At 70.8% G+C, this 23,424-nt stretch carries 23 protein-coding genes and 1 tRNA gene; 16 read left to right on the forward strand and 8 right to left on the reverse strand.

All coding sequences use genetic code 11. The features are described from left to right. Positions 1-39 precede the first annotated feature (39 nt). A complete protein-coding gene (locus ACFYWJ_RS15245) occupies positions 40-1,371 on the forward strand; it encodes a pitrilysin family protein (protein ID WP_355277782.1) in 1,332 nt (443 codons plus the stop codon). Between the two features lie 57 nt (positions 1,372-1,428). Next, on the forward strand, positions 1,429-2,868 hold the full coding sequence (locus ACFYWJ_RS15250) for a tetratricopeptide repeat protein (protein WP_355277780.1): 1,440 nt from the start codon (positions 1,429-1,431) through the stop codon (positions 2,866-2,868). 4 nt (positions 2,869-2,872) lie between these two features. On the opposite strand, the gene ACFYWJ_RS15255 is transcribed toward ACFYWJ_RS15250, so the two are convergent. After that, positions 2,873-3,205 carry a helix-turn-helix domain-containing protein gene (locus tag ACFYWJ_RS15255; protein WP_355277778.1) on the reverse strand — a complete coding sequence of 111 codons (333 nt, stop codon included), beginning with the start codon at positions 3,203-3,205 and terminating at the stop codon, positions 2,873-2,875. 92 nt (positions 3,206-3,297) lie between these two features. Between ACFYWJ_RS15255 and ACFYWJ_RS15260 the strand changes: the two genes are divergently transcribed. Next, positions 3,298-4,503 carry an MFS transporter gene (locus tag ACFYWJ_RS15260; RefSeq protein WP_355277775.1) on the forward strand — a complete coding sequence of 402 codons (1,206 nt, stop codon included), beginning with the start codon at positions 3,298-3,300 and terminating at the stop codon, positions 4,501-4,503. On the opposite strand, the gene ACFYWJ_RS15265 is transcribed toward ACFYWJ_RS15260, so the two are convergent. Continuing rightward, the gene (locus ACFYWJ_RS15265) at positions 4,500-4,895 is read right to left on the reverse strand and encodes a VOC family protein (RefSeq protein ID WP_355277861.1); all 396 of its coding nucleotides are present in this window, start codon (positions 4,893-4,895) and stop codon (positions 4,500-4,502) included. The two genes, ACFYWJ_RS15260 and ACFYWJ_RS15265, sit on opposite strands and share 4 nt — an antisense overlap. Before the next feature lie 134 nt (positions 4,896-5,029). Between ACFYWJ_RS15265 and ACFYWJ_RS15270 the strand changes: the two genes are divergently transcribed. The 9 genes from ACFYWJ_RS15270 to ACFYWJ_RS15310 all read left to right on the forward strand — a co-directional run bounded on the left by ACFYWJ_RS15270 (position 5,030) and on the right by ACFYWJ_RS15310 (position 13,341). Further along, a complete protein-coding gene (locus ACFYWJ_RS15270; RefSeq protein ID WP_355277773.1) occupies positions 5,030-6,136 on the forward strand; it encodes an alcohol dehydrogenase catalytic domain-containing protein in 1,107 nt (368 codons plus the stop codon). Positions 6,137-6,210: 74 nt separating this feature from the next. Beyond that, positions 6,211-6,957, forward strand: coding sequence for a 4-hydroxy-tetrahydrodipicolinate reductase (gene dapB, locus ACFYWJ_RS15275; RefSeq protein ID WP_218717779.1), 747 nt, complete (start codon positions 6,211-6,213; stop codon positions 6,955-6,957). A 41-nt stretch (positions 6,958-6,998) separates the two neighbouring features. Further along, positions 6,999-7,451: a hypothetical protein gene (locus ACFYWJ_RS15280; protein ID WP_387162737.1), complete on the forward strand. Its 453-nt coding sequence runs from the start codon at positions 6,999-7,001 to the stop codon at positions 7,449-7,451. Positions 7,452-7,454: 3 nt separating this feature from the next. After that, the gene (locus ACFYWJ_RS15285; RefSeq protein ID WP_355277769.1) at positions 7,455-7,907 is read left to right on the forward strand and encodes an NAD(P)H-dependent oxidoreductase; all 453 of its coding nucleotides are present in this window, start codon (positions 7,455-7,457) and stop codon (positions 7,905-7,907) included. A 92-nt stretch (positions 7,908-7,999) separates the two neighbouring features. Then, positions 8,000-9,058, forward strand: coding sequence for an NAD-dependent epimerase/dehydratase family protein (locus ACFYWJ_RS15290; protein ID WP_355277768.1), 1,059 nt, complete (start codon positions 8,000-8,002; stop codon positions 9,056-9,058). A gap of 133 nt (positions 9,059-9,191) precedes the next feature. Continuing rightward, the gene (locus ACFYWJ_RS15295) at positions 9,192-9,866 is read left to right on the forward strand and encodes a response regulator transcription factor (protein ID WP_355277765.1); all 675 of its coding nucleotides are present in this window, start codon (positions 9,192-9,194) and stop codon (positions 9,864-9,866) included. Next, on the forward strand, positions 9,863-11,083 hold the full coding sequence (locus ACFYWJ_RS15300) for an ATP-binding protein (RefSeq protein ID WP_355277763.1): 1,221 nt from the start codon (positions 9,863-9,865) through the stop codon (positions 11,081-11,083). Before ACFYWJ_RS15295 ends, ACFYWJ_RS15300 begins: the two co-directional genes overlap by 4 nt. Next, the gene (locus ACFYWJ_RS15305) at positions 11,076-12,101 is read left to right on the forward strand and encodes a hypothetical protein (RefSeq protein ID WP_355277761.1); all 1,026 of its coding nucleotides are present in this window, start codon (positions 11,076-11,078) and stop codon (positions 12,099-12,101) included. The genes ACFYWJ_RS15300 and ACFYWJ_RS15305 overlap by 8 nt, the downstream gene beginning before the upstream one ends. A 40-nt stretch (positions 12,102-12,141) precedes the next feature. Then, positions 12,142-13,341, forward strand: coding sequence for a DNA glycosylase AlkZ-like family protein (locus ACFYWJ_RS15310; protein ID WP_355277759.1), 1,200 nt, complete (start codon positions 12,142-12,144; stop codon positions 13,339-13,341). A gap of 4 nt (positions 13,342-13,345) precedes the next feature. Here the strand turns inward: ACFYWJ_RS15310 and ACFYWJ_RS15315 are convergent, their stop codons facing one another. After that, the gene (locus tag ACFYWJ_RS15315) at positions 13,346-13,792 is read right to left on the reverse strand and encodes a toxin-antitoxin system HicB family antitoxin (RefSeq protein WP_355277756.1); all 447 of its coding nucleotides are present in this window, start codon (positions 13,790-13,792) and stop codon (positions 13,346-13,348) included. 149 nt (positions 13,793-13,941) lie between these two features. Here ACFYWJ_RS15315 and dapA point away from each other — a divergent pair, with 149 nt between their 5' ends. Both dapA and ACFYWJ_RS15325 read left to right on the forward strand, forming a co-directional pair. Next, positions 13,942-14,850 (forward strand): 4-hydroxy-tetrahydrodipicolinate synthase, encoded by a 909-nt coding sequence (gene dapA, locus ACFYWJ_RS15320; RefSeq protein WP_355277753.1) that lies wholly within the window; start codon positions 13,942-13,944, stop codon positions 14,848-14,850. Further along, positions 14,847-16,883 carry a ribonuclease J gene (locus tag ACFYWJ_RS15325; RefSeq protein WP_355277751.1) on the forward strand — a complete coding sequence of 679 codons (2,037 nt, stop codon included), beginning with the start codon at positions 14,847-14,849 and terminating at the stop codon, positions 16,881-16,883. Before dapA ends, ACFYWJ_RS15325 begins: the two co-directional genes overlap by 4 nt. Before the next feature lie 61 nt (positions 16,884-16,944). On the opposite strand, the gene ACFYWJ_RS15330 is transcribed toward ACFYWJ_RS15325, so the two are convergent. Together ACFYWJ_RS15330 and ACFYWJ_RS15335 are read right to left on the reverse strand one after the other, a co-directional pair. Beyond that, the gene (locus tag ACFYWJ_RS15330) at positions 16,945-17,499 is read right to left on the reverse strand and encodes a hypothetical protein (RefSeq protein ID WP_355277748.1); all 555 of its coding nucleotides are present in this window, start codon (positions 17,497-17,499) and stop codon (positions 16,945-16,947) included. Between the two features lie 36 nt (positions 17,500-17,535). Continuing rightward, complete coding sequence (locus ACFYWJ_RS15335; protein ID WP_355277746.1) at positions 17,536-17,919, reverse strand: DUF4189 domain-containing protein; 384 nt, start codon at positions 17,917-17,919, stop codon at positions 17,536-17,538. Between the two features lie 297 nt (positions 17,920-18,216). Here ACFYWJ_RS15335 and ACFYWJ_RS15340 point away from each other — a divergent pair, with 297 nt between their 5' ends. Beyond that, positions 18,217-20,778 carry a DNA translocase FtsK gene (locus ACFYWJ_RS15340; RefSeq protein ID WP_355277743.1) on the forward strand — a complete coding sequence of 854 codons (2,562 nt, stop codon included), beginning with the start codon at positions 18,217-18,219 and terminating at the stop codon, positions 20,776-20,778. Positions 20,779-20,941: 163 nt separating this feature from the next. On the opposite strand, the gene ACFYWJ_RS15345 is transcribed toward ACFYWJ_RS15340, so the two are convergent. After that, a tRNA-Leu gene (locus ACFYWJ_RS15345) sits at positions 20,942-21,015 on the reverse strand. A 437-nt stretch (positions 21,016-21,452) separates the two neighbouring features. Between ACFYWJ_RS15345 and ACFYWJ_RS15350 the strand changes: the two genes are divergently transcribed. Further along, complete coding sequence (locus ACFYWJ_RS15350; RefSeq protein ID WP_355277741.1) at positions 21,453-22,433, forward strand: TerC family protein; 981 nt, start codon at positions 21,453-21,455, stop codon at positions 22,431-22,433. 54 nt (positions 22,434-22,487) lie between these two features. On the opposite strand, the gene ACFYWJ_RS15355 is transcribed toward ACFYWJ_RS15350, so the two are convergent. Together ACFYWJ_RS15355 and ACFYWJ_RS15360 are read right to left on the reverse strand one after the other, a co-directional pair. Then, a complete protein-coding gene (locus tag ACFYWJ_RS15355) occupies positions 22,488-22,772 on the reverse strand; it encodes a YciI family protein (protein WP_355277739.1) in 285 nt (94 codons plus the stop codon). A gap of 36 nt (positions 22,773-22,808) precedes the next feature. Further along, entirely contained in the window at positions 22,809-23,375 is a 567-nt protein-coding gene (locus ACFYWJ_RS15360; protein ID WP_355277736.1) for an amino-acid N-acetyltransferase, read from the reverse strand. Positions 23,376-23,424 lie beyond the last annotated feature (49 nt).

Genomic DNA, 23,424 nt, shown 5'->3' on the forward strand with positions numbered 1-23,424 from the left:
AGTACAGCCGTCCGGTGGGATCGGGTGACGAAGCCACAGTTGACCGAGTCGAGTACCGAAACCGCTGACGACGTCTCCACCACCGGTGGTGTGCGCCGCACCGTGCTCCCCGGCGGGCTGCGCGTGGTGACCGAGCACGTGCCCGGCGTGCGCTCGGCCTCCATCGGGGTGTGGGTCGGCGTCGGCTCGCGCGACGAAGGTCCCACCGTCGCGGGCGCGGCGCACTTCCTCGAACACCTGCTGTTCAAGGCGACGCCCACCCGCTCGGCGCTCGACATCGCCCAGACGATGGACGCCGTCGGCGGCGAGCTCAACGCGTTCACCGCCAAGGAACAGACCTGCTACTACGCCCACGTCATCGACGAGGACCTGCCGCTGGCCGTGGAACTGGTCTCCGACGTGGTGCTCAACGGGCTGTGCCGGTCCGTCGACGTCGACGTGGAACGGCAGGTGGTGCTCGAGGAGATCGCCATGCGCGACGACGACCCCGAGGACCTGGTCGCCGACTCCTTCCTGACCGCGCTGTTCGGCGACCACCCGATCGGTAGGCCGGTGATCGGCACCGTCGAGTCCATCGAGGGCATGCGGGCCGCGCAGCTGCGCGGGTTCCATCAGCGCCGGTACCGGCCGGACCGGATGGTCGTCGCGGTGGCGGGCAATGTCGACCACGACCGCACCGTCGAACTGGTGCACCGCGCGTTCGGGCCGCGCCTGGACGCCGCCGCCGACCCGGCCCCGCGCCGCGAGGGCAGGTTCCGCGCGCAGACCGCGCCCAGCCTGGTCCGGATCAACCGCGACAGCGAACAGACCCACCTGGTCTTCGGCGTGCGCGCTTTCGGCAGGCACGAAGGCCAGCAGCGCTGGCCGCTGTCGGTGCTCAACACCATCGTCGGCGGTGGCCTGAGTTCCCGGCTGTTCCAGCGCATCCGGGAGGAACGCGGCCTGGCGTACTCGGTGTACTCGAGTGTCGACACCTTCGCCGACACCGGCGCGTTCTCGGTCTATCTCGGCTGCCAGCCCGAAAACCTCGCCCAGGTCACGACATTGGCGCGCGACGTGCTCGTCGACGTGGCCACCAACGGCGTCACCGACGCCGAATGCGCTCGCGCCAAGGGCTCGTTGCGCGGCGGCCTGGTCCTCGGGCTCGAGGACTCCGCCTCCCGGATGAACCGGATCGGCCGCAGCGAACTCAGCTACGGCAACCACCGCAGCGTCTCGGCCACCCTGGCCCGCATCGATGCCGTCACCACCGACGAGGTCAGCGCCATCGCCCGGACCCTGCTCGCCCGCCCCTACGGCGCGGCGATCGCTGGCCCCTACCAGCGCACCCGCGACCTGCCCGCCGCGGTCCGCAAACTCGTCGATCGCTGAGCCCGCGCCCCGGCGGTAGTCTGCACGCGGAAGACCGCACAGGGGAGGGGAGAGGCCGTGCCGGTACAGGCGGCGATCGAACGCGCACGGGTGGCCAGGGAACTCGGCCGGATCGAGGAAGCGCGGCGGATCCTCGGCACGGCGCTGGCGACCGCGCCCGACGATCCGGAAGTGCTGGTGGCACTGGGGAATATCGCGCTCGACCGCGACGAGCCCGCCGAGGCGTCGCGGTGGGCGGGGCAGGCGATCGTCGCCGATCCCGACCATCCCGACGCCCACCTGGTGGTCGGGATGGCCGCGGTGCACCTCGACGATCCGCGCAGCGCCCTGCGCCATCTCGAGACCGCGGTGCGGCTGAGTCCGCACAGCGCGCCGACGCTGCTGATGCTGGCCTGGCTGCTCGCCTACGGCCCCGAACCCGACCCGGCGCGGGCACGGGCCGTGCTGGCCGAAGCGGTCGAGCTCGCGCCCGACGACGCCGATGTCCACTGCGCGGCGGCCGAGATCTACCAGCGGCTCACCGACCAGGACGCGGTCCGCAGACACGTGGCGGCCGGGCTCGCCGTCGACCCGACGCATACCGACCTGCTGAACCTGCAGGCCAGACTGGAGTTCCAAGGCGTCGATGGCCGGGCCGGGGCCGTGGCCATCCTGCGCGGGCTCCTCGCGCGCACGCCCACCGATCCCACGGCCCGCAGGCTGCTCGCCGAGGTGCACTGGCGGGCGCTGATGCGATTGGCCACCTGGGTCTGGGTGTTCGCGGCGGGCCTCGCCTTCGCCACGATGTGGGTTCCCGCGAGCGGGTTGCGCGTGCTGTCGCCGGTGCTGTTCGCCGCGTTGCCGCTGGCCTGGTTCGGGGTGTTCCGCAAGCTCCGCAGGCAGCTGCCCGCCGGGTATCTGCGGGCCAGGGTGCTGCGGCCCCGGCCGCTGTTCGCCCTGGTCTCGGTCGGCGGTGCCGGCGTGGTCGCCGATATCGGCGCGGTCGCCCTGCGGTCGCAGTACGTCGAACTCGTCCGGCTGGGCGGGTGGTGCGTGGTGCTCGGCGCGCTCGGGGCGGCGGTCGGTCATCTGCTGCTGTTCACCGCCTGGCAGCGGCCGGGACGCGACGATCCCGAGGCCGAGGACGGCTTCGACTTCGCGCTGGGAATGCCGGTCGGCTCGGCGCTGCTCGGCGTGCCGCTGCTCGTCATCGCCGGGCTGGGACGCGGATGGGCGCGGCAGCCGGTGACATTCGGCGTGCTGCTCGCGGTCCTCGGCATCGTGCTGGGCACCGTCGTGCTCGAGGGCGTCCTCGCGATGGCACGGGACCGGGCGGGCTATCGCCGCGTCCCCCTGATCGTGGCGACGGTCCTGGCCCTGCTGGTCGCGGCCGGTGCCGCCGTGTGGTGGGGTGGCGGCGAGATCGCCGGCGGCGAGGTGCGCGGGCACGAACTGGTGATGATGCCCGCCGGTTCCCCGCCGCCCGGGGCGCTCGAGTCCCGGGCGGACCAGCCGTAGGACCTCAGTCCGGCGCCGCCTGGTTGGCGGCGGCCACGACGGCGGGCAGCAGGCCGGGGACCGCGTCCTCCACGGCCTCGGCGCGCAGGCGCTGATAGGTCTGGCCGTCGATGGTCAGGCGCTCGATCAGGCCCGCCTCGCGCAGGATCTTGAAGTGGTGGGTCGCGGTGGATTTGTTGATCGCGTCGTAGAGCGCCGAGCAGCGCACCGGGGCGCCCGCGTTGGCCATGCGGCGAACCATCTCGAGGCGGACCGGATCGTGCAAGGCGCTCAGGACAGTGGGGAGCCCGGCGACCGGCAGGGTCGGCGCCGGGGGGAGACCGTTAGCCTGTGTCATGATCTACCTCACTCGGGGGTTTGATACTCATCATACTAGGCGTAGGGTCGACGTCGTTCGATGGTGATCAAACTCTGCTGATAGGGGCTGCCATGGTGGCGACGACGATCGCTCCGGTCGAGTCGGGGAAGCGGTGGGCGTACGGACTCGTCCTCGCCGCCAGCGCGGTGGCGCTCGGTGTCTCCGGCGCGCCCGCGCCGCTCTACGGCATCTATCAGACCGAGTGGCACTTCTCGCCGCTCACCACGACCATGGTCTTCGCCGTGTACGCGGTGGCCGCGCTCGGCGCGGTGCTGGTCTCGGGCCGGATCTCCGATGTGGTCGGCCGCAAGCCGGTCATGGTGGCCGCCTTCGCGACGATGATCCTCGGCCTGGTGGTGTTCCTGCTCGCCGATTCCGTGCCGATGCTGTTGCTGGCCAGGGCCTTGCACGGCGCCGCGGTCGGCGCGACCGTCGTGGCGGGCGCCGCGGCCCTGCTCGATCTGCGGCCGACGCACGGCGCGCGGTCGGGCCAGCTCAGCGGGGTGGCGTTCAATGTCGGGATCGCGGTCGCGGTGCTGGGCACCGCGGTCCTCGCGCAGTACGCGCCGTCACCGCTGCGCACGCCCTACGTCGTCATCGCGGCGGTCTGCCTGGTCGCGGGCGCGGGCATCCTGGCCGTGCGCGAGCCGCACACCGCGCGGGTCAAGTCACGCATCACGATCGCGAAACCGGCGGTGCCGCACGAGATCAGGGCCGATTTCTGGTTCTCCGCGATCGGCGTGATGGCGGCCTGGTCGGTGCTGGGCGTGCTGCTGTCGCTGTACCCCTCGCTGGCCGCGGCGGAGACCGGCGTGCACAACCTGGTCTTCGGTGGCGTCGTCGTGGCGAGCACCGCGCTCGCCGCCGCGCTGGCGCAGCTGTTCGCGTCGCGGATTCCGGCGCGCCGCGCCGCCGTCATCGGTGATCTCGGCATGGCCGCCGCGCTGCTGGCCACCATCCCGGCGCTGGCCACCAAGCAGCCCGCCGTCGTCATCGTGGCCGGGCTGGTGCTCGGCGCGACCTTCGGCCTCGGCTTCGGTGGTTCGCTGCGGCATCTGTCGGAAGTCGTTCCGCCGCACCGCCGGGGCGAGACCATGTCGGCCTACTACCTGCTGGCCTACTCCGCGATGGCGCTGCCGACCCTGGCCGCGGGCTGGGCGGCCACCACCTGGGGCCTGTCGACCGTCTTCCCATGGTTCATCGTGCTGGTCTCGGTGGCCTGCGTGCTGGCCGCGCTGCTCGGGCTCCGCGGAACCCGAGCAGCGCGTGCGCACTAGGCGGGCCAGCCGCCGTACGGCACGGTGATCAACTCCATGAAGTGGCCGTTGGGGTCGAGGAAATAGACCCCGCGGCCACCGTCGTTGTGATTGATCTCGTTGACCCCGTGTTGCATCGGGTCGGCCCAATGATCCATCTGGTAGCGCTGGATCTTGGCGTAGGCAGCATCGAATTCGGATTCCGAGACGAGGAATGCGTAATGCTGCGGCTGGATTTCGGAAACATGCGGAGGCACCTTCGCGAAATCGAAGGTGACGCCATTGGCGACGGGGACCGGAATGAACGGCCCCCACTCTTTCCCTACGTCCAACCCGAGGAGATCCGCCCAGAATTCGGCGGTTTCCCGATTATCGTGACATCCGACAATGGTGTGATTGAACTGCACTGACAGTGGATTTCTCCTTGTTCGTGATGGCGCCGACCCTGGGCACGGTACGAGGCGGCCGACAGGAGCACCATCACCGCGAACGAGATTAGCCACCGATCCCGGATCGTGCAATCGTCGCGCGGGGTAGCGTCGCGCACATGAGGATTCGTGGAGCCGTCCTGGAACGCATCGCCGCGCCCGCGCCGTTCGCCGAGTCGCGGCCGATCACCGTGTGCGAGCTCGAGCTGGCCGCGCCGGGCCCCGGGGAACTGCTCGTCCGGATCGAGGCGGCGGGGCTGTGCCACTCCGACCTGTCGGTGGTCGACGGCAACCGGGTGCGGCCGGTGCCGATGCTGCTCGGGCACGAGGCGGCGGGCCTGATCGAGGCGGTCGGCGACGGCGTCACCGATGTGGCGGTGGGGCAGCGGGTCGTGATGACGTTCCTGCCGCGCTGCGGCGAGTGCGCCGGCTGCGCGAGCAACGGCCGCACCCCGTGCGCGCCGGGCAGTGTCGCCAACAACGCCGGTGAACTGCTCGGCGGTGGCCGCAGGCTGCGCCGCGACGGCGCCGAGGTGCACCACCACCTGGGCGTGTCCGGATTCGCCACGCACGCCGTTGTCGACCGGCGGTCGGTGGTCCCGGTCGACGCGGACGTGCCGCCGGAGGTCGCCGCGGTGCTCGGCTGCGCGGTGCTCACCGGCGGCGGCGCGCTGCTCAATGCCGCGAAGCCGGGCAAGGACGATCGGATCATGGTCGTCGGGCTCGGCGGCGTCGGCATGGCTGCGGTGCTCGTCGCCGTCTCGCTCGGTCTCGGTGAGGTGATCGCCGTCGACACCGTGCCCGAAAAGCTGGCGCTGGCAAAGGAATTCGGAGCGACCGCCGCATTCACGCCGGGGGAGATCGCCGAGCAGGGGGTCCAGGCGGAGGTGGTCGTCGAGGCCGCGGGCAATGTGCGCGCCTTCGAGACCGCCGTCGCCGCCACGGCGGCCGGTGGCGTCACGGTGACGGTCGGCCTGCCCGCCCCCGACGCCACCGCGACCATCTCGCCGCTGGCGCTCGTCGCGCAGGGCCGCACCATCGTCGGCAGCTACCTCGGCTCGGCCGTGCCCGAGCGCGACATCCCCGAATACGTCCGCCGCTGGCGCGCGGGCACGCTCCCGCTGGAACGGCTGGTGTCGGCCCGGATCGGGCTCGACCAGGTCAACGCGGCGATGGACGAGCTCGCGGCGGGCGCGGCGCTGCGCCAGGTGATCGTGTTCGACTGACCTCGGCGCCGGGTCACCCGTCGCTGCTCGATAGGCTTGCCGGTAAGGGCGAAGCGAGACACGAGGAGATACGGGTGACCATTCGGGTCGGAGTGCTCGGAGCACGTGGCAAGGTCGGACAGGCCATCTGCGCGGCCGTGGAGGCGGCGGCCGATCTGGAGCTGGTCGCCCAGGTCGACAAGGGTGACGCGCTGGAGACGTTCACCGAGACCGGTACCCAGGTGGTCGTCGATTTCACCCATCCCGATGTGGTGATGGGCAACCTGAAGTTCCTGATCGAGAACGGGATCCACGCGGTCGTCGGCACCACCGGCTTCGACGAGGTCCGCCTGGCCGAGGTGCGGGGTCAGCTGGCCCAGCGGCCCGAGGTCGGCGTGCTGATCGCGCCGAACTTCGCGATCGGCGCGGTGCTGTCGATGCGGTTCGCCGAGCAGGCGGCGCGGTTCTTCGAGTCGGTCGAGGTCATCGAGCTGCACCACCCGAACAAGGCCGACGCGCCCTCGGGCACCGCCTACCGCACCGCCGGGCTGATCGCCGCGGCCCGCGCCGAGGCGGGCGTCGGCCTGAGCCCCGATGCCACCACCACCGAGCTCGAGGGCGCCCGCGGCGCCGACGTCGACGGGGTGCGGGTGCATTCGGTGCGGCTGGCCGGGCTGGTCGCGCACCAGGAGGTGCTGTTCGGCACCCAGGGCGAGACGCTGACCATCCGCCACGATTCCATCGACCGCAACTCCTTCGCGCCGGGCGTGCTGCTGGGGGTGCGCGAGATCGCCGGACGTCCGGGTCTGACGGTCGGACTCGACCCGTTCCTGGATCTGTGAACGCGTCCGAACCCGCCGCGTGGCGACCCGACCGTCAGGTCGTGAAGATCGTCGCGCTGGTGGCGTTCCTGGTGCTGGCGCTGGTCTACTACTTCATCCGCCTCGGCGGACTGGCCATCGCCTACATCGCCGACGGCGGGTTCGCGGGGATCGCGATCGGCATCGGCATGCTGCTGCTGCCGATCGTCGGCGTGTGGATCGTGGGGGCGACCCTGCAGGCGGCGTTCGCGCACCAGCGCCTGGCCCGCCGGATCGACGAGGAGGGCCTCGAGGTCGACACCTCGGAGCTGCCGCGCCGACCCTCCGGCCGCATCGAGCGCGACGCCGCCGACGCGCTGTTCGAGCGGATCAAGGCCGAATGGGAAGCCGATCCGGACAACTGGCGCTCCTCCTATCGGCTGGCCCGCGCCTACGACTACGCGGGCGACCGCACCAGGGCCCGCGAGACCATGCGCCGCGCGGTCGCCCTGGAGAAACTGGAACGCGAGGACTAGACCGTGGCCAGGTTGCTGCTCGTGCACCACACCCCGTCGCCGCACACGCAGGCGATGTTCGAAGCGGTCGTGTCCGGCGCCACCGATCCCGAGATCGAGGGCGTGGAGGTGGTGCGCCGGGCCGCCCTGGCCGTCACCGCGGTCGACGTGCTCGAGGCCGACGGCTACCTGCTCGGCACCCCGGCCAATCTCGGCTACATGAGCGGCGCGCTCAAGCACGCCTTCGACACCGTCTACTACCCGTGCCTCGATTCGACCCGGGGGCGTCCGTTCGGGCTCTACGTCCACGGCAACGAGGGCACCGAAGGCGCGGAGAAGGGCGTCACCGCCATCACCACCGGGCTCGGCTGGGTGAAAGCCGCCGACTACGTGGTGGTCTCGGGCGCACCGGCCAAGCCCGACCTCGAAGCCTGCTGGAATCTCGGGGCCACGGTCGCCGCGCAGCTGATGGAGTGAGCCACCGCGCGCAGCACGGTCGCGAACAGTAGACTCCGCCTCGAAACAACGGGGTGGGGGGCGAATCCCTCTGAGCTGCAAGGGAATCGGCCATGGCGATCGTCTTGGTGACCGGTGCGACGGGATTCGTCGCCGGGCACTGTGTCCGGGAGTTGCTCGAGCACGGCTATCAGGTCAGGGCGACCGTGCGGGATCTCGACGCGGTCGGCCGGCGCGCGCATCTGGTGGAGCTCGCCGACCGGCTCGGCGGCGCGGTGGAGTTCGTGCAGGCGGACCTGACCGCCGACGACGGCTGGGATGTCGCGGTGAAGGACTGCGACTACGTGCTGCACGTGGCCTCGCCGATCCCCGGCGGCGGCGAGGAATCCGAGCAGGCCATGGTCGAGGCCGCCGTCGAGGGCACCCTGCGGGTGCTGCGGGCTGCCGCCGCGATCCCGACCGTGCGCCGGGTCGTGCTCACCTCGTCGATCGTGACCGTCAACCTGGGCCACGACGTGGACAAGGTGTTCACCGAACGGGACTTCTCGAACCCCGACCGGCTCACCGGGTACGACAGGAGCAAGGCGCTCGCCGAGCGCGCCGCGCGCGAGTTCGTCGACGGGGCGCCGTCGCTCGGGTTCGATCTGGTCACCCTGCACCCGCCGATGATCCTGGGACCGCTGCTGCACCCGCAGACCAACATCTCCCACGAGCCGCTGATCCGGCTGCTCGGCCGCACGGTGCCGGGGTCGCTCGATGTGGGATGGTCCACCGTCGACGTCCGCGATCTCGCGCGCGCCCATCGCCTCGCCCTGGAGACCCCCGAGGCGGGCGGGCAGCGCTACATCTGCGGGGGAGAGCACGTCTGGATGCGGGAGATGGCGGGCATCCTCGCCGCGGAATTCGGCCCGCGCGGTTTCACCGTGCCGTCGCGCACGCTGCCCCACTGGCTGGTGAAGCTCGCCGCGCTGACCGACGACACCGTCAAGCGCGTGGTCCCCGCGCTCGGTGCGAGGGAGCGGGTCAGCGCGGAGAAGGCGAGAGCCGAGCTCGGACTCACCTTCCTGCCCGTCCGGCAATCGGTGCTCGACACCGCGGAAAGCCTGCTGACCCACGGCATCGTCGCGGCGCCGGCGCCGCGACGATGGACGCGGCGTCGCCGGACCGTCTGAGCGGGTCGACCGGGGCGAATCGCCGCGGCCCCGAATTCTGGTGGGCTGACACGCGGGCGCCGGATGCGGTAGAACTCGACACCGACGGGTCGCGGGCTGGCCGCGAAGGGTGTTCGAGGATGGGGAGTGGTCGGTGAGCGAGTTGCAGCAGACTCCGGCGGTACGGCGGATCGGGCTGGTCGAGGACCACGAGTCCGTCGCGATCGGGCTGGCGGCCATGCTCGGGCCCGAACCCGATCTGGACCTCGTCGCCACCGCCGACACCGTGGCCGGGCTGCTCGCCGCCGACGACGCCCTGGATCTGGTCGTGCTCGACCTGCGCCTGCCCGACGGCTCGACCCCCGAGGACAACGTCACCACGCTGCGCGAACGCGGCATCGAGGTGCTGGTGTTCACCGGCGCCGACAACGCGTTCCTGGTGCGGTCGGCGGCCAAGGCGGGCGTGCTCGGGGTGCTGCGCAAGTCCGAGAGCGTGGCGACCGTGGTCGCCGCGGTGCGCCGGGCCGCCTCCGGGGAACAGGTCGTCACCACCGACTGGGCCGCGGCGATCGACGGTGACCCGCAGCTGTCCGACGTCGGCCTCAGCCCGCGCCAGGAAGAAGTGCTCATGCTGTACGCCTCGGGGGAGAAGGCGTCGCGGGTGGCCCGGCTGACCGGCCTGTCCGAGCAGACCGTCAACGACTATCTCGGCCGCATCCGGCAGAAGTACGCCGACGCGGGCAGGCCCGCCCCCACCAAGACCGACCTGTACAAACGGGCCGTCGAGGACGGCTGGCTGCCCGTGCCGGAACGTCAGCAGCGCCCGTGACCACCACCGCGGTCCGCCCGGCAGCCGGGCCCGTCGCGGTGGACACCGAGCTCTCCCGGGCGGCGACCGACCAGATCCTGCGTCGGCTCGGCGTGGTGATCGGCGTCGGCGCGATCATCGTGATGGCCCTCGAACTGCCCGCTGTGCTGATCCAGCCGGTCAACCGCTCGGTGTGGCCCGAGGTGCATCTGGTGGCCGCGTATCTGTTCTTCGCGCCGCTGGCCGTGGTGTCGGCGCGCGGGCCGGTCACCGCGATCCGCCGGGTCGCCGCGGCGGCCGCGATCTGCTATCTGGTGGCGACGGTGACGACGCCGCTGGTGTACTCCGTGGTGACCGTCGGGTCGTTCGCGTCGTGGCCGTACCGCGGGCTGGTCCTCGGGGTGATGGCCGGCGGGCTGGCCTGGTCGGTCCGCACGGCGTCGTGCTTCGCGGCGGTGCTCGCGGTGGCGACGAGCGCGTCCAACGCCGCGGTGGTGCCGGACAGTACGGCGTGGGCGCTGTTCGGCGACGTCACCAGGGCACTGGGTGTGGCCGCGCTGTTCCTGTGGTGCGTGGTCTACGCGCGCACCGCCGCCGAACGGGTCGACAAGGAGGCGGTCCGGCAGCGCTCGCGGGCGGCGACGGTCGCGGCGACGGCGGCCCGCGAACGCGAGGCCGCCCGCTTCGCCGCGCTCATCCACGACGCGGTGCTGTCGACCCTGCTGGAGGCCTCCCGCACGGCCGGCTCCACCGCGGCCCTGTCCGCCCAGGCGACCCGCACCCTCGAACAGCTCGAACAGGCGCGCAGCGCACCGGAACTCGATCATCTCGACGCGGCCGCCGCGGTGGAGTTCCTGCGGGCCGCGGTCCGCGAGGTCGACGCCGACATCCCGGTCCAGGCGGCGCGCCGCGGCGCGGATCTGTGCCTGCCGCTGGAATCGGCGCAGGTGCTGGGCGCGGCGCTGAGCGAGGCCGTGCGCAACAGCGTGCGTCACGCGGACGTCGCGGGCAGGCGGGTGCGGCGCGACGTGACCGTCACCGTGGCGACCGGCGGCATCAAGGTGGTGCTCTCCGACGACGGCGCCGGCTTCGACCCGGCCCGGGTGCCCGCCGACCGGATGGGCATCGCGGGCAGCATCCTGGGCCGGATGCGTACCCTGCCCGGCGGGGCGGCCTTCGTCGAGTCCGCGCCCGGCGCGGGCACCGTGGTGACCCTGGTGTGGGGCAGTCATGGCTGAGCGCGACCTGCCGTTCGGCATGCGGGACCTGTTCGGCCTCAGCGACGGCATGGCCTGGCTGTTCGTGGTGATCTTCGAGGCCACCATCGTCATGTACCTGCGGGTGAACTTCGACATCGTCCCGCCGATCCCGGCCGCCGTCGCGCTGGTGCTGATGGCCGTCGCCGCGCTGGTGGTGCTGGTCTTCCCGGTGGATCCGCTGCCGTGGCCCGCCACCGCCTACGTCGCCTGTGCCGGACCGGCCGCGATGGCGCTGACGGTGCCGTGGATCGAGAACCCCACCGGCTTCTCGCACCAGCTGTGGACCGCCTACCCGACCTCGTATCTGCTGGCCATGCTGGTGCTGCGCGGGCGGATCCTGTCGGCCTGGCTCGGCGTCGCCGCCGCGGCGACCGTGCTCGTCACCATGGGCGTGTTCACCTCCTGGCATCCGGAGACGGTGGTGCGGGCGCTGACCCCGGTCGCCACCGTCGGCGTGGTGACGGTGTTCATGGCGATCGTGCGGCCCACCCAGCGCTCGCTGCGCGAGTTGCGCGGCCAGGCCAACCGGCGCGCGGCGACCGAGGCGGCGCTGGCCGCGGCCAGCGCCGAACGCGACCGGCAGCTGACCCGGCTCGAGCTGCGCGCCCGGCCGATCCTCGCGCGCATCGCCGAGGGCGCCCATCTCACCGACGGCGAGCGCGAACAGTGCCGGCTGCTCGAAGCCGAACTGCGCGACGGACTGCGGGCTCCCGAACTGGTCACCGAACAGCTCAGTGCCGCCGCGCGCGGTGCCAGGGCGCGCGGCGTCGAGGTGACCCTGCTCGACGACGGCGGCTTCCGCGGCGTGCCGACCTGGGTGCGCCACAACGTGATCGACGCCGCCATCGAGGCGCTCGACGCCGCGCAGGAGGGCACGGTCACCGTGCGGGTGCTGCCGATCGGGCGGCGCTGGGTGGCCACCGTGCTGGCCGCCGCCGCGACCGGCGACCGGCGCACCGAGATCGACACCGCGGGGGTCGTGCGGGTCTCCACCTGAGCCGCGCCGATCTGTCGTACCCCTGTGCCAGGCTGAGGGAATGCAGCGGATGAATGCGGCGACGGCCCGGCGGATCGCGCTGGCCGCGCAGGGTTTCGGCAAACGTCGCCCGGCCAACCCGAACCGGCGGGCCGTCCTCGATGTCGTCGCCAGAACCCGTCTGCTGCAACTGGATTCGGTGTCGGCGGTGGTCCGGGCGCACTACGCGCCGGTGTTCAGCCGGATCGGTCCCTACGACCGCGGCCTGCTCGAGCAGGCGGCGTGGAGCGACAGCCCGCGCGCCCGCCGCGGCCTGGTCGAGTACTGGGCGCACGAGGCGGCGCTGATCCCGGTCGCGGATTGGCCGCTGCTGCGCTGGCGGATGGCCGAGTACCGGCACGGGCGCTGGTCGGGGATGCGCAAGGTCGTCGAGCGGAATCCGACCCTGGGCAAGGACATCCTCGATGTCGTCACCGAGGTCGGCGCGTCCAGCGCGGGCGAGATCGAACGCCACCTGGAGCTGGACAAACCCCGCCCCAAGGGCACCTGGTGGAATCTCAGCGACACCAAGATGGTGTGCGAACAGCTCTTCGCCGCGGGGGAACTGTCCATCGCGCGCCGGGCCGGATTCACCCGCCTGTACGACCTGACCGAACGCGTCGTCCCGGCCGACGTCCTCGACCGCGAGATCGGCGAGGACGACGCCGTGCGCGAACTGCTGCGCCGCTCCAGCCGGGCGCTGGGCATCGGCACCGAGACCGACCTGCGCGACTACTACCGCCTGAACCGGCGCCAGAGCGCCCCCGCGATCGCCGCTCTCGTCGACGCGGGCGAACTGCTCCCGGTCGAGGTCGCCGGCTGGGACGCGCCCGCCTACCTGCACCCGGAGGCGAGCACCCCGCGCCGGATCACCGGCGCCGCCCTGCTGTGCCCGTTCGACCCGCTGATCTTCTTCCGCCCGCGCACCCAGCGGATCTTCGACTTCCACTACCGCATCGAGATCTACACGCCCGAACCTCAACGGGTGCATGGCTATTACGTCTTCCCGTTCCTGCTCGACGGTGTCCTGGTCGGCCGCGTCGACCTGCGCGCCGAGCGGGGCAGCGGCAGGCTGCTCGCGCCCGGCGCGTTCGCCGAGCCGGGCTACGCGACGGCCGAGACCGCGCACGCGCTGCGCGGCGCGCTGCGGGAGATGGCCGACTGGCTCGAACTCGACGAGGTCGTCATCGGCGAGCGGGGCGACCTCGCCCCGCTGCTGTGACCGGCTACCAGCCCTTCGGGCCCTGGCCGCGCATCTGATCGCGCAGGGTGTTGGTGACCGCGCCCGAGAGCCAGGAGTTCAGCGACTGCCCGTTCTGCGCCGCCGCCTCCTCGGCCTTGGACTTGAGCTGTTCGACCAGGCGCAGGGTGACGCGGCTGATGTCGCCGGTCATCTCCTCGAAGGTCGGCTGATCGTCGGAGCCCGACGGCGTGTTCTTGCGCACGTCGGCCACCGCCTCGGTGCCGTCGAGGCGGACGTGCACGGTGCGGTCGCCGAGTTCGGCGCTGATCTCCGCGGCCAGCTCCGACAGCGCCGACAGCAGCACGAGCCTGCTCGAACTCTCCACCGCCGCGGCCAGTGCGGCGGCGGTGGCCTGCGTTTTCTCGTCGCCGAGGGCCGCGGCGGCGATCAGTTCCTCGCGCAGCCGCGCGGTATGAGCGTTCAGATCCATGACATCAGTGTGACGTCATATCTGACGGCGCGCAAGGAAGGTCGTGATGTCACCACCGAGCAGGGAAGACGGCGAAAAACACCCACCGGCAGCCGGATCGGCCGCTAGGGTGTCGAGGCTCATCCGGCGACCGGGTAGCCTTTCTGACCATGACGAACGGTGAATCGACGCCAACGGAGCTGCACGCGTCCGGCACGGTAGGTGTCGCGATGGTGACCCCCTTCAGCGCTGCGGGCAAGGTCGACGTCGATGCCGGTGTGGCCCTGGCCGCACGCCTGGTGGACCGCGGCGTCGACCTGCTGGCCATCTCGGGGACCACGGGTGAGTCGCCGACCACCACCGAGCACGAGAAGGCCGAGCTGCTGCGCGCCGTCGTCGACGCGGTCGGCGACCGCGCCACCGTGATCGCGGGCGCGGGCACCTACGACACCGCGCACTCCATCGAACTGGCGCGCGCGGCCGAGAACGCGGGCGCGCACGGCCTGCTCGTGGTGACGCCGTACTACTCGCGTCCCACGCAGGAGGGCCTGCTCGCGCACTTCACCGCGGTCGCCGACGCCACCGCGCTGCCGGTGACGCTCTACGACATTCCACCGCGGTCGATCGTGCCGATCGCCATCGACACGATCCGCCGCCTCGCCGATCATCCGAACATCGTCGCGGTCAAGGACGCCAAGGGCGACCTGGTCTCCGGTGCCGACCTCATCGCGACCACCGGCCTGGACTTCTACTCCGGTGACGACGGCCTCAACCTGCCCTGGCTCTCGGTCGGCGCCACCGGCTTCATCAGCGTGATCGGACACGTCGTGCCCGAGCGCCTGCGCGAGATCCACCAGGCCTACACGGCCGGTGACGTGGCCAGGGCCAGGGAGATCAACGCGACGCTGCTGCCGCTGTTCGCGGCCATGACCCGCCTGGGAGGTGTGGCGATGTGCAAGGGAGCTCTTCGATTGCTCGGTGTCGATGTGGGTGAACCCCGGTTGCCCCAGCTGATGCCGACGCAGGCGCAGCTCGACGCGCTGGCGCTGGATCTGCAGGCCGCGGGGGTGTCGGAATGACCGAACCCACCGCACGTAAGCCGCGCCGCCGGTCCGCCAGTCGCGCCGCGGGCGCGCCCGAACCGACGCCGACCCCGGTCGAGCCGGTCGCGCCGCCGAAGCGGGCCGTGCCCGAGCCGGTCGCCGAGATCGTCGCCGAGGCCAACCTGGTCGGCGAGGCCGAGGTGGGCACCGATCTGATCAGCGTCGCCGAGGAGCAGGTCACCGCGCCGAAGAAGACCTCCGCGCGCCGTGCCAAGAGCAAGCCCGCCGCCGAGCAGGCCCCGCAGCAGCAGGCCCGCGGCGGTGGCCGTGGCAGGCAGGGCGGCGGCCGTGGCCGCGGTTCCGCGCCGGTGGCCGAGCCGCGCGAGAAGGCGCCCCAGGACCGCCTCGGTACCCCGCCCAAGCTGCCCAAGAACGGCCTGCGGGTGTTCGCGCTCGGCGGCATCGGCGAAATCGGCCGCAACATGACCGTCTTCGAGTACGACGGCAAGCTGCTGATCGTCGACTGCGGTGTGCTGTTCCCCGAGGACCAGCAGCCCGGCGTCGACCTGATCCTGCCCGACTTCCGGCCCATCGAGGACCGGATGGACGACATCGTCGCCATCGTGCTCACCCACGGCCACGAGGACCACATCGGCGCCGTGCCGTTCCTGCTGCGCAACCGCCCCGACATCCCCGTGATCGGCGCGAAGTTCACCCTCGCGCTGGTCGCCGCCAAGTGCCGTGAGCACCGGCTGCAGCCCAAGCTCATGGAGGTCGCCGAGGGCGAGACCACCGTGCACGGCCCGTTCGAGTGCGAGTACTTCGCGGTCAACCACTCGATCCCCGACGCCATCGCGGTCGCCATCCGCACCCAGGCCGGCGTCGTGCTGCACACCGGTGACATCAAGCTCGACCAGCTGCCGCTCGACGGCCGCCTGACCGACCTGGCCGGATTCTCCCGGCTCGGCGACGAGGGTGTCGACCTGTTCCTGGTCGACTCCACCAATGCCGAGGTCCCCGGCTTCGTCACGCCCGAGCGCGAGATCGGCGGGGTGCTCGACAACGTCATCGGCAAGGCGCGCAACCGCGTCATCGTCGCGTCCTTCGCCAGCCATGTGCACCGCATCCAGCAGGTCGTCGACGTGGCGCAGAAGTACAACCGCAAGGTCTGCTTCGTCGGCCGCTCGATGGTGCGCAACATGCAGATCGCGCAGGACCTGGGCTACCTGACGGTGCCCGACAACGTGGTCGTCGAGATGGATCAGGCCGCGAACCTGCCCGGCAACCGCTTGGTGCTGATCTCCACCGGTTCCCAGGGCGAGCCGCTCTCGGCGCTGGCCCGGATGGCGCGCGGTGACCACCGCCAGATCAACATCCGCGCCGACGACCTGATCGTGCTGGCCTCCTCGCTGATCCCCGGCAACGAGAACTCGGTGTTCGCGGTGGTCAACGGCCTGGCCCGGCTCGGTGCCACCGTCATCACCCAGCAGAACGCGAAGGTGCACGTCTCCGGGCACGCCTCCGCCGGTGAGCTGCTGTACCTGTACAACGCGGTGCGCCCGACCAATGCCATGCCGGTGCACGGCGAGTGGCGGCACCTGCGCGCCAACGCCGCGCTCGCGGTGGCCACCGGCGTGCCGGAGGAGCGGGTCGTGCTGGCCGAGGACGGCGTGGTGGTCGACTTGGTCGACGGCATCGCCTCCATCGTCGGCCGGGTGCCGGTCGGGCACGTCTACGTCGACGGTCTCTCGGTCGGCGACGTCGGCGAGTCGACCCTGTCGGACCGCCTGGTCCTCGGCGAGGGCGGCTTCATCTCGATCACCGTCGTCATCGACTCGACCACCGGCAAGGCGGTCAGCACCGAGCTCAACGGCCGCGGCTTCTCCGACGACCCGACCGCGCTCAACGGCGCGAACGAGCTGGTGGAGTCCGAGCTGCTGCGGCTGGCCGGCGAGGGCATCACCGACACCCACCGCATCGCCCAGGGCGTGCGCCGGGTGGTCGGCCGCTGGGTCGCCGACACCTACCGCCGCCGCCCGATGATCGTGCCGACGGTCATCGGCGTCTGATCCACCCCGGACACGAGAACCGCCGGGTGACAGCGTCACCCGGCGGTTCTGCGTTCGTGGGTCAGGCCTGGCAGGCCGCCGAGTCGAGCTTCGCCGACTTCACGATGTTGCAGGCGAAGGTGTGCGAGACCTTCCAGGAATCGTCCTCGGCGACGAAGTCGACGAAGGCGTCCTGCACCGGCTTGCCGTCGATGGTGACGTCGGCGTCGGCCTTGAGCTTGCCGTCGGCGGGCTCGCCGACCTCGGTGATCGCGACGGTCACCTTGTTCTTGTTCGCGGCGTCGACGAACTTGTCGACCAGCATCGGATCCTGATCGGCGTCCTCGATGTAGGTCTTCTTCTCGTCACCGGTGAGCTTGCCCGCCAGCGCCTTGTTGATCCGGCTGTTGAGCTCCTCGGCGGTCGGCTTGGGCAGGTTGGGTGGGGTGGTGACGGCGAGATCGCCACCCTCTTCCTTGCCCTGCTTGGTGCTGCCCGACTCGAAGCCGGCGCCCGCGGCGGTCGTGCTGCTCGCGCCCGCGCTCGACGAGCTCGCATCGCTGCTGCACGCGCTGAGCCCGAGGGCCGCGACGATCGCGACGAGGGCGGCGGCGGTCTTCATTGGACGGTTGTTCACTGCAACTCCCCAGATGCTGTTCGGAGACGGGACGGGCTAGAGCTGGTAACCGCTGGTGCAGTTCCAGTGCTTGATGGCGGCGTTGCCCGGATTGTTGTTCAGCGCTTCGCGTTTGGCGCCGCCGATGGTCGACGCGGAACCGTAGCTCCACCAGCCGCGCGAGATCGCGATCGCGCCACAGCCGTTGCGGTAGGACACCTTCACATCGCACCCGCCGCCGCCTCCACCGCGGCGGCAGGCCGCCATCGCGCCCGCCTCCGCGTCGGCATAGCTGCCGTAGTCGGTGGCGTACCCGTAGACCCCCGGTTTGACCGACACCGCGATGGCGCCGTAGTAGCTCCCTTGCGCGTTGGCCGGAGCGATGTGCCCCGCGACCAAGGCCGCGGTCGTCGCGCCGAAAACGGCAACGCTGGTGAGCATTCTCTTCACGTGTAGCTTCCCCTTCACGAGCTGCGGGTCATCGACCCGATCGAGCGCAGTCAACGTAACGGCCCGATCGTCGCGCGCGCCAGCGATCCGGCGCCGAAACGGCCGAATTACAGGGGTTCGACAAGGATTCGATAAGCCACGGGCCGCGAAACGCGGTCGCGCCCGAGTTCTCCCCGTCCCGACCGGGGCCCCGCGACCTGCGACTCCGGGTGAGATCAGCGTCGCAACCGGGGTGGGACCAGTGTTGCGGATGGTCCGGACGGGGCCTGAGCGGCTAGCCTGATGGTCATGGCAGGTAAGTCCCGCAGCACCACGACCTCTCGGGCGCGGGCGGGATCGAGCCGGGGGCAGACGCCGCCGCCGCGATCTCGTTCCACGACACCGCGAGCGTCGGCGGCGCCACGCGGGCGCACCGCCCCCGCCCGCAGACCCGTCAAACGCGCGTCGAACACCGCGCCGCTGGCCGTGATCGGGCGCGGCGTCGGCAGCGGCTGGACCATGCTGGCCCGCGGCGTCGGCGCCACCACCCGCACGCTGAGCCGGGCGGGCGAGATCGAGCACGGGCACCGGCGCGACGGCATCGGCCTGGCGCTCATCGCGGTGAGCGCGATCATCGCCGCCGCCATGTGGCTCTCGGCGGGCGGCCCGGTAGGCCGTTTCCTGGAAGACGTCGTGCGCGCCATCGCGGGGACGGCGGGCGGATTGGCGCCGCTGCTGTTCATCGCGCTCGCCGTGGTACTCATGCGCACCGAGCCGCACCCGGAGATCCGGCCCCGGCTGGTGCTGGGCGGATCGCTCGTCGTGCTGCCCGCGCTCGGCATCTGGCACCTGGCCGCCGGGTCACCCACCGACGCGCACGGGCGCTCGCGGGCGGCGGGCATCCTCGGCTATGCCATCGGCGGCCCGCTCGGGCAGGGCCTCACGCCCTGGCTGGCACTGCCGATCCTGTTGCTGGCCATGGTGTTCGGCGTCCTGCTGCTCACCGGGACGACGGTGCGCGAGGTGCCCGCGGCGCTGCGGGAGTACTTCGGCCTCGGCGAACACGGCGACGACGACGATCCCTACGATCCGGCCAACTACGACGACGACGGTTTCCCGCTGCACCGCAACGGCACCCGTCGTCGTGGCCGGACCCCCGACGACAACTACCCGACCGACGAATTCGGCGGCTCCGACGCGCGCACCGAATCGCTCGGCGAACCGCCGTTGCGCGAGGCGAAGCAACTGCAGCTCGACGAGGAACCGCCCGCGCCCGAACCCGCGCTCAAGCCGGCCCGCAAGCGTCCGCCCGCCAAGGTCGTCGACCAGACCCCGCCGCCGCCCGCGGCACCGGAGTTCGTCACCGACCGGGTCGTCGACGGCGACTACACGCTGCCGCCGCTGACGCTGCTGCTCGACGGCGAACCGCCCAAGAAGCGTTCGGCCGCCAACGAATCGATGATCGAGGCGATCACCGAGGTGCTGGTGCAGTTCAAGATCGACGCCGCGGTCACCGGTTTCGTGCGCGGCCCGACGGTCACCCGCTACGAGGTGGAGCTGGGCCCCGGCGTCAAGGTCGAGAAGATCACCGCGCTGGCCCGCAACCTCGCCTACGCGGTCGCGACCGAGAACGTGCGCCTGCTCGCGCCGATCCCCGGCAAGTCCGCGGTCGGCATCGAGGTGCCCAACTCCGACCGCGAGCTGGTGCGCCTGGCCGACGTGCTCAAGTCGCCGCACACTCGCAACGACCATCATCCGCTGGTGATCGGCCTCGGCAAGAACATCGAGGGCGAGTTCGTCTCGGCGAACCTGGCCAAGATGCCGCACCTGCTGGTGGCCGGTTCCACCGGTTCCGGTAAGTCGAGCTTCGTCAACTCGATGCTGGTCTCGCTGCTGCACCGGGCCACCCCGGACGAGGTCAGGATGATCCTGATCGACCCGAAGATGGTGGAACTCACGCCGTACGAGGGTATTCCGCACCTGATCACGCCCATCATCACCCAGCCGAAGAAGGCCGCCGCCGCGCTGGCCTGGCTGGTCGAGGAGATGGAGCAGCGCTATCAGGACATGCAGGCCAACAAGGTCCGCCACATCGACGACTTCAACAAGAAGGTCAAGTCGGGCCAGATCACCGCGCCGCTGGGCAGCGAGCGGGTGTACCGGCCCTATCCCTACATCCTGGCCATCGTCGACGAGCTCGCCGACCTGATGATGACCGCGCCGCGCGACGTCGAGGACGCGATCGTGCGGATCACCCAGAAGGCCCGCGCCGCCGGTATCCACCTGGTGCTGGCGACCCAGCGCCCCTCGGTGGACGTGGTCACCGGCCTGATCAAGACCAACGTGCCCTCGCGGCTGGCCTTCGCGACCTCCTCGCTCACCGACTCGCGCGTCATCCTGGATCAGCCCGGCGCGGAGAAGCTGATCGGCATGGGCGACGGGCTGTTCCTGCCGATGGGCGCGGGCAAGCCGACCCGCCTGCAGGGCGCGTTCATCTCCGACGAGGAGATCCACGCGGTTGTCGAGTTCAGCAAGACCCAGGCCGAACCGGAGTACCAGGAGGGCGTCACCGCCGCCAAGGCAGGCGAGGTCAAGGACGTCGATCCCGACATCGGCGACGACATGGATGTGCTGCTGCAGGCCGTGGAACTGGTGGTCACCTCGCAGTTCGGTTCCACCTCGATGCTGCAGCGCAAGCTGCGCGTCGGCTTCGCCAAGGCGGGCCGGTTGATGGACCTGATGGAGACGCGCGGCGTCGTCGGGCCCAGCGAGGGCTCGAAGGCGCGCGACGTGCTGATCAAGCCCGACGAGCTGGACGGCTTGCTGTGGTCGATTCGAGGTGGCGACCCCGGCGGCGCCGAGGACGAGTAGGTCGAACGCACGCCGGTCGGCGCGCGATACTGGTTTGCTCTGACCGTGCCGGGAGTAGTCGGCGACGAACGAGGAGGGACCGTGGCTCACCGCGGAGTCGAACCGCGCGTCCGGGCCTTATGAGAGCCCGTCGGCACCTGCGTGAGCCGGGAGTGGTGAACGGTTCCCTCGGCGAGAGTCGAACTCGCACTTGCCGGTACCTGAGACCGGTGCCTCTGCCAGTTGGGCTACGAGGGAATGACTGATCGCTCCGGGCCGCGCTGCGGCGGGCAGGGGTACGTGACAGGACCGTGAGCGGTCGGCTCGCGCGTGGGGGAGGGGTGCCTGGCGGCTCAGCGCCGGACGATGCCGGTCAGCAGTCGCCGCGTGCGCTCGACAGGCGCTGCGGCAGCACGGCACCCAGGGGTAGCCGGTGCATCTCGACACGGCGTTCGTACTTCGCGGTGGATCCGTTCACGGCTAGCTCCTCTCGGGGTACCGATGGGGTGACGATGCGTCGACGGTAGCAGCGGTCGGCGCCCGGCGAAACGGATTTTCCCGACGCGCCCACCGGCCCGTGCGCAGGTCAGCGTGCCTGTGTGTGAAATCATGGCGGGCAAGCATTCCGCAAAGCCGACTGAAACGGACATTTCGGGCATGATGGACGGCATGAACTTCATCGATCGGACCACCACATGCAGGTGACCACGCTCGAGTGGGTGATCACCGGTCTGGTGATCCTCGGCTTGTTCGTCTTCGACTTCTTCGCCCATGTGCGCACACCGCACGAACCGACCTTCAAGGAATCGGGCTTCTGGTCGGCCGTCTACATCACCCTGGCGCTGCTGTTCGGCCTGGTCGTCGCCTGGAAATGGGGCGGCACCTACGCCGGGGAGTACTACGCGGGCTTCGTCACCGAGAAGGCGCTCTCGGTGGACAACCTGTTCATCTTCCTGATCATCATGAGCACCTTCGCCGTGCCGCGGATCTACCAGCAGAAGGTGCTGTTGATCGGCATCGTGCTGGCGCTGGTGATGCGCGGTATCTTCATCGCCGTCGGCGCGGCCGCGATCAGCGCGTTCAGCTGGGTGTTCTACCTGTTCGGCGCGTTCCTGATCTACACCGCGGTGAACCTGCTGCGCGAGAGCGGACACGAGGTCGAGCACGAGCAGCAACGCGACAGCCGGATCGTCGCGCTGGCCAAGCGGATCCTGCCCACCACCGACCAGTACGACGGCGACAAGCTCGTCACCCGGATCGACGGCAAACGTGTGGTGACGCCGCTGCTGCTGGCGCTGCTGGCCATCGGCTTCGCCGACCTGCTCTTCGCGCTGGACTCGATTCCGGCCATCTACGGCCTCACCGAACAGCCCTACCTGGTGTTCACGGCCAACGCCTTCGCGCTGATGGGCCTGCGGCAGCTGTACTTCCTCATCGGCGGCCTGCTCGACCGCCTGGTGTACCTGTCCTACGGCCTGGCCGCCATCCTGGCGTTCATCGGCGTCAAGCTCGTGCTGCACGCGCTGCACGAGAACACGCTGCCGTTCATCAACGGCGGTGAGCACGTGAGCGTGCCGGAGATCTCCACCGTGTTCTCGCTGAGCGTGATCATCGGCATCCTGGTGATCGCCACGGTGGCGAGTCTGCTCAAGACCCGTCGCACCACCTCCTCCTGACCGCGCGCTGCCCGGAACCACCGTGGTTCCGGGCAGCGCTGTGTCAGCGGCCGCTCACTCGGCGAAGGCGCCCATCACCGGCTGCCATTCGACGACCCGCACGGCTTCGATCAGGCCCAGCTTCGCGAACGGGTCCTCGGTCAGCAGCGTGGTCAGCGCCTGCGCGTCCGCGGCGCGGAAGATCAGCAGCGCGCCGGTACCGTCCGGGTACGGGCCGCTGGTGAGGACCGTGCCCACCTCGACGAGCGCGTTGAGCCACCCGCGATGCTCGGGGCGGTTGGTCGCCCGGTCGGCCGCGGTGGCCTCGGTGTAGGTGTAGTGGACGGCGAAGATCGGCACTTCTCGGTCGCTTTCTCGCGGTGGACTTGCGAATGTTCAGAGGGTCAGCAGCATGCGGGTGTTGCCGAGGGTGTTCGGCTTGACGTAGCTCAGGTCGAGGAACTCCGCGACACCGGTGTCGTAGGACCGGCACATCTCGGCGTACACCTCGGCGGTGACGGGCGTGCCGTCGATCTCGACGAATCCGTGCCTGCCGAAGAAGTCCACCTCGAAGGTCAGCACGAACAGCCGCTGCAACTGCAGCTCGCGCGCGACCGCGACCAGCCGCTCGACGACGGCGCCACCGACCCCGCGGCCCTTCACCACCGGATCGACCGCGACGGTGCGCACCTCGCCCAGATCGGCCCACAGCACGTGCAGGGCGCCGCAGCCGACGACCTGTCCGTCGAGTTCGGCCACCCAGAACTCCTGGACCGACTCGTACAGCGTGACCAGGTTCTTCTCCAGCAGGATGCGGCCCGCGTACTCGTCGACCAGACGCTTGATCTCGGGGACGTCCGAGGTTCGGGCTCGTCGCACGACCACACCGGAGACAGGCGCCACAGTGGGCGCGGCGGGATGCGCGTCGCTGGTCGAACCACCCAGTGGTCCCCGTGAGGTCATGGGGTGCACAGTAGTCGGCCGGGTTACCGATAGTCTGAACATGTGCCGC

The organism is Nocardia sp. NPDC003269, from assembly GCF_042888005.1.
In the GTDB taxonomy this organism is placed as follows: domain Bacteria; phylum Actinomycetota; class Actinomycetes; order Mycobacteriales; family Mycobacteriaceae; genus Nocardia.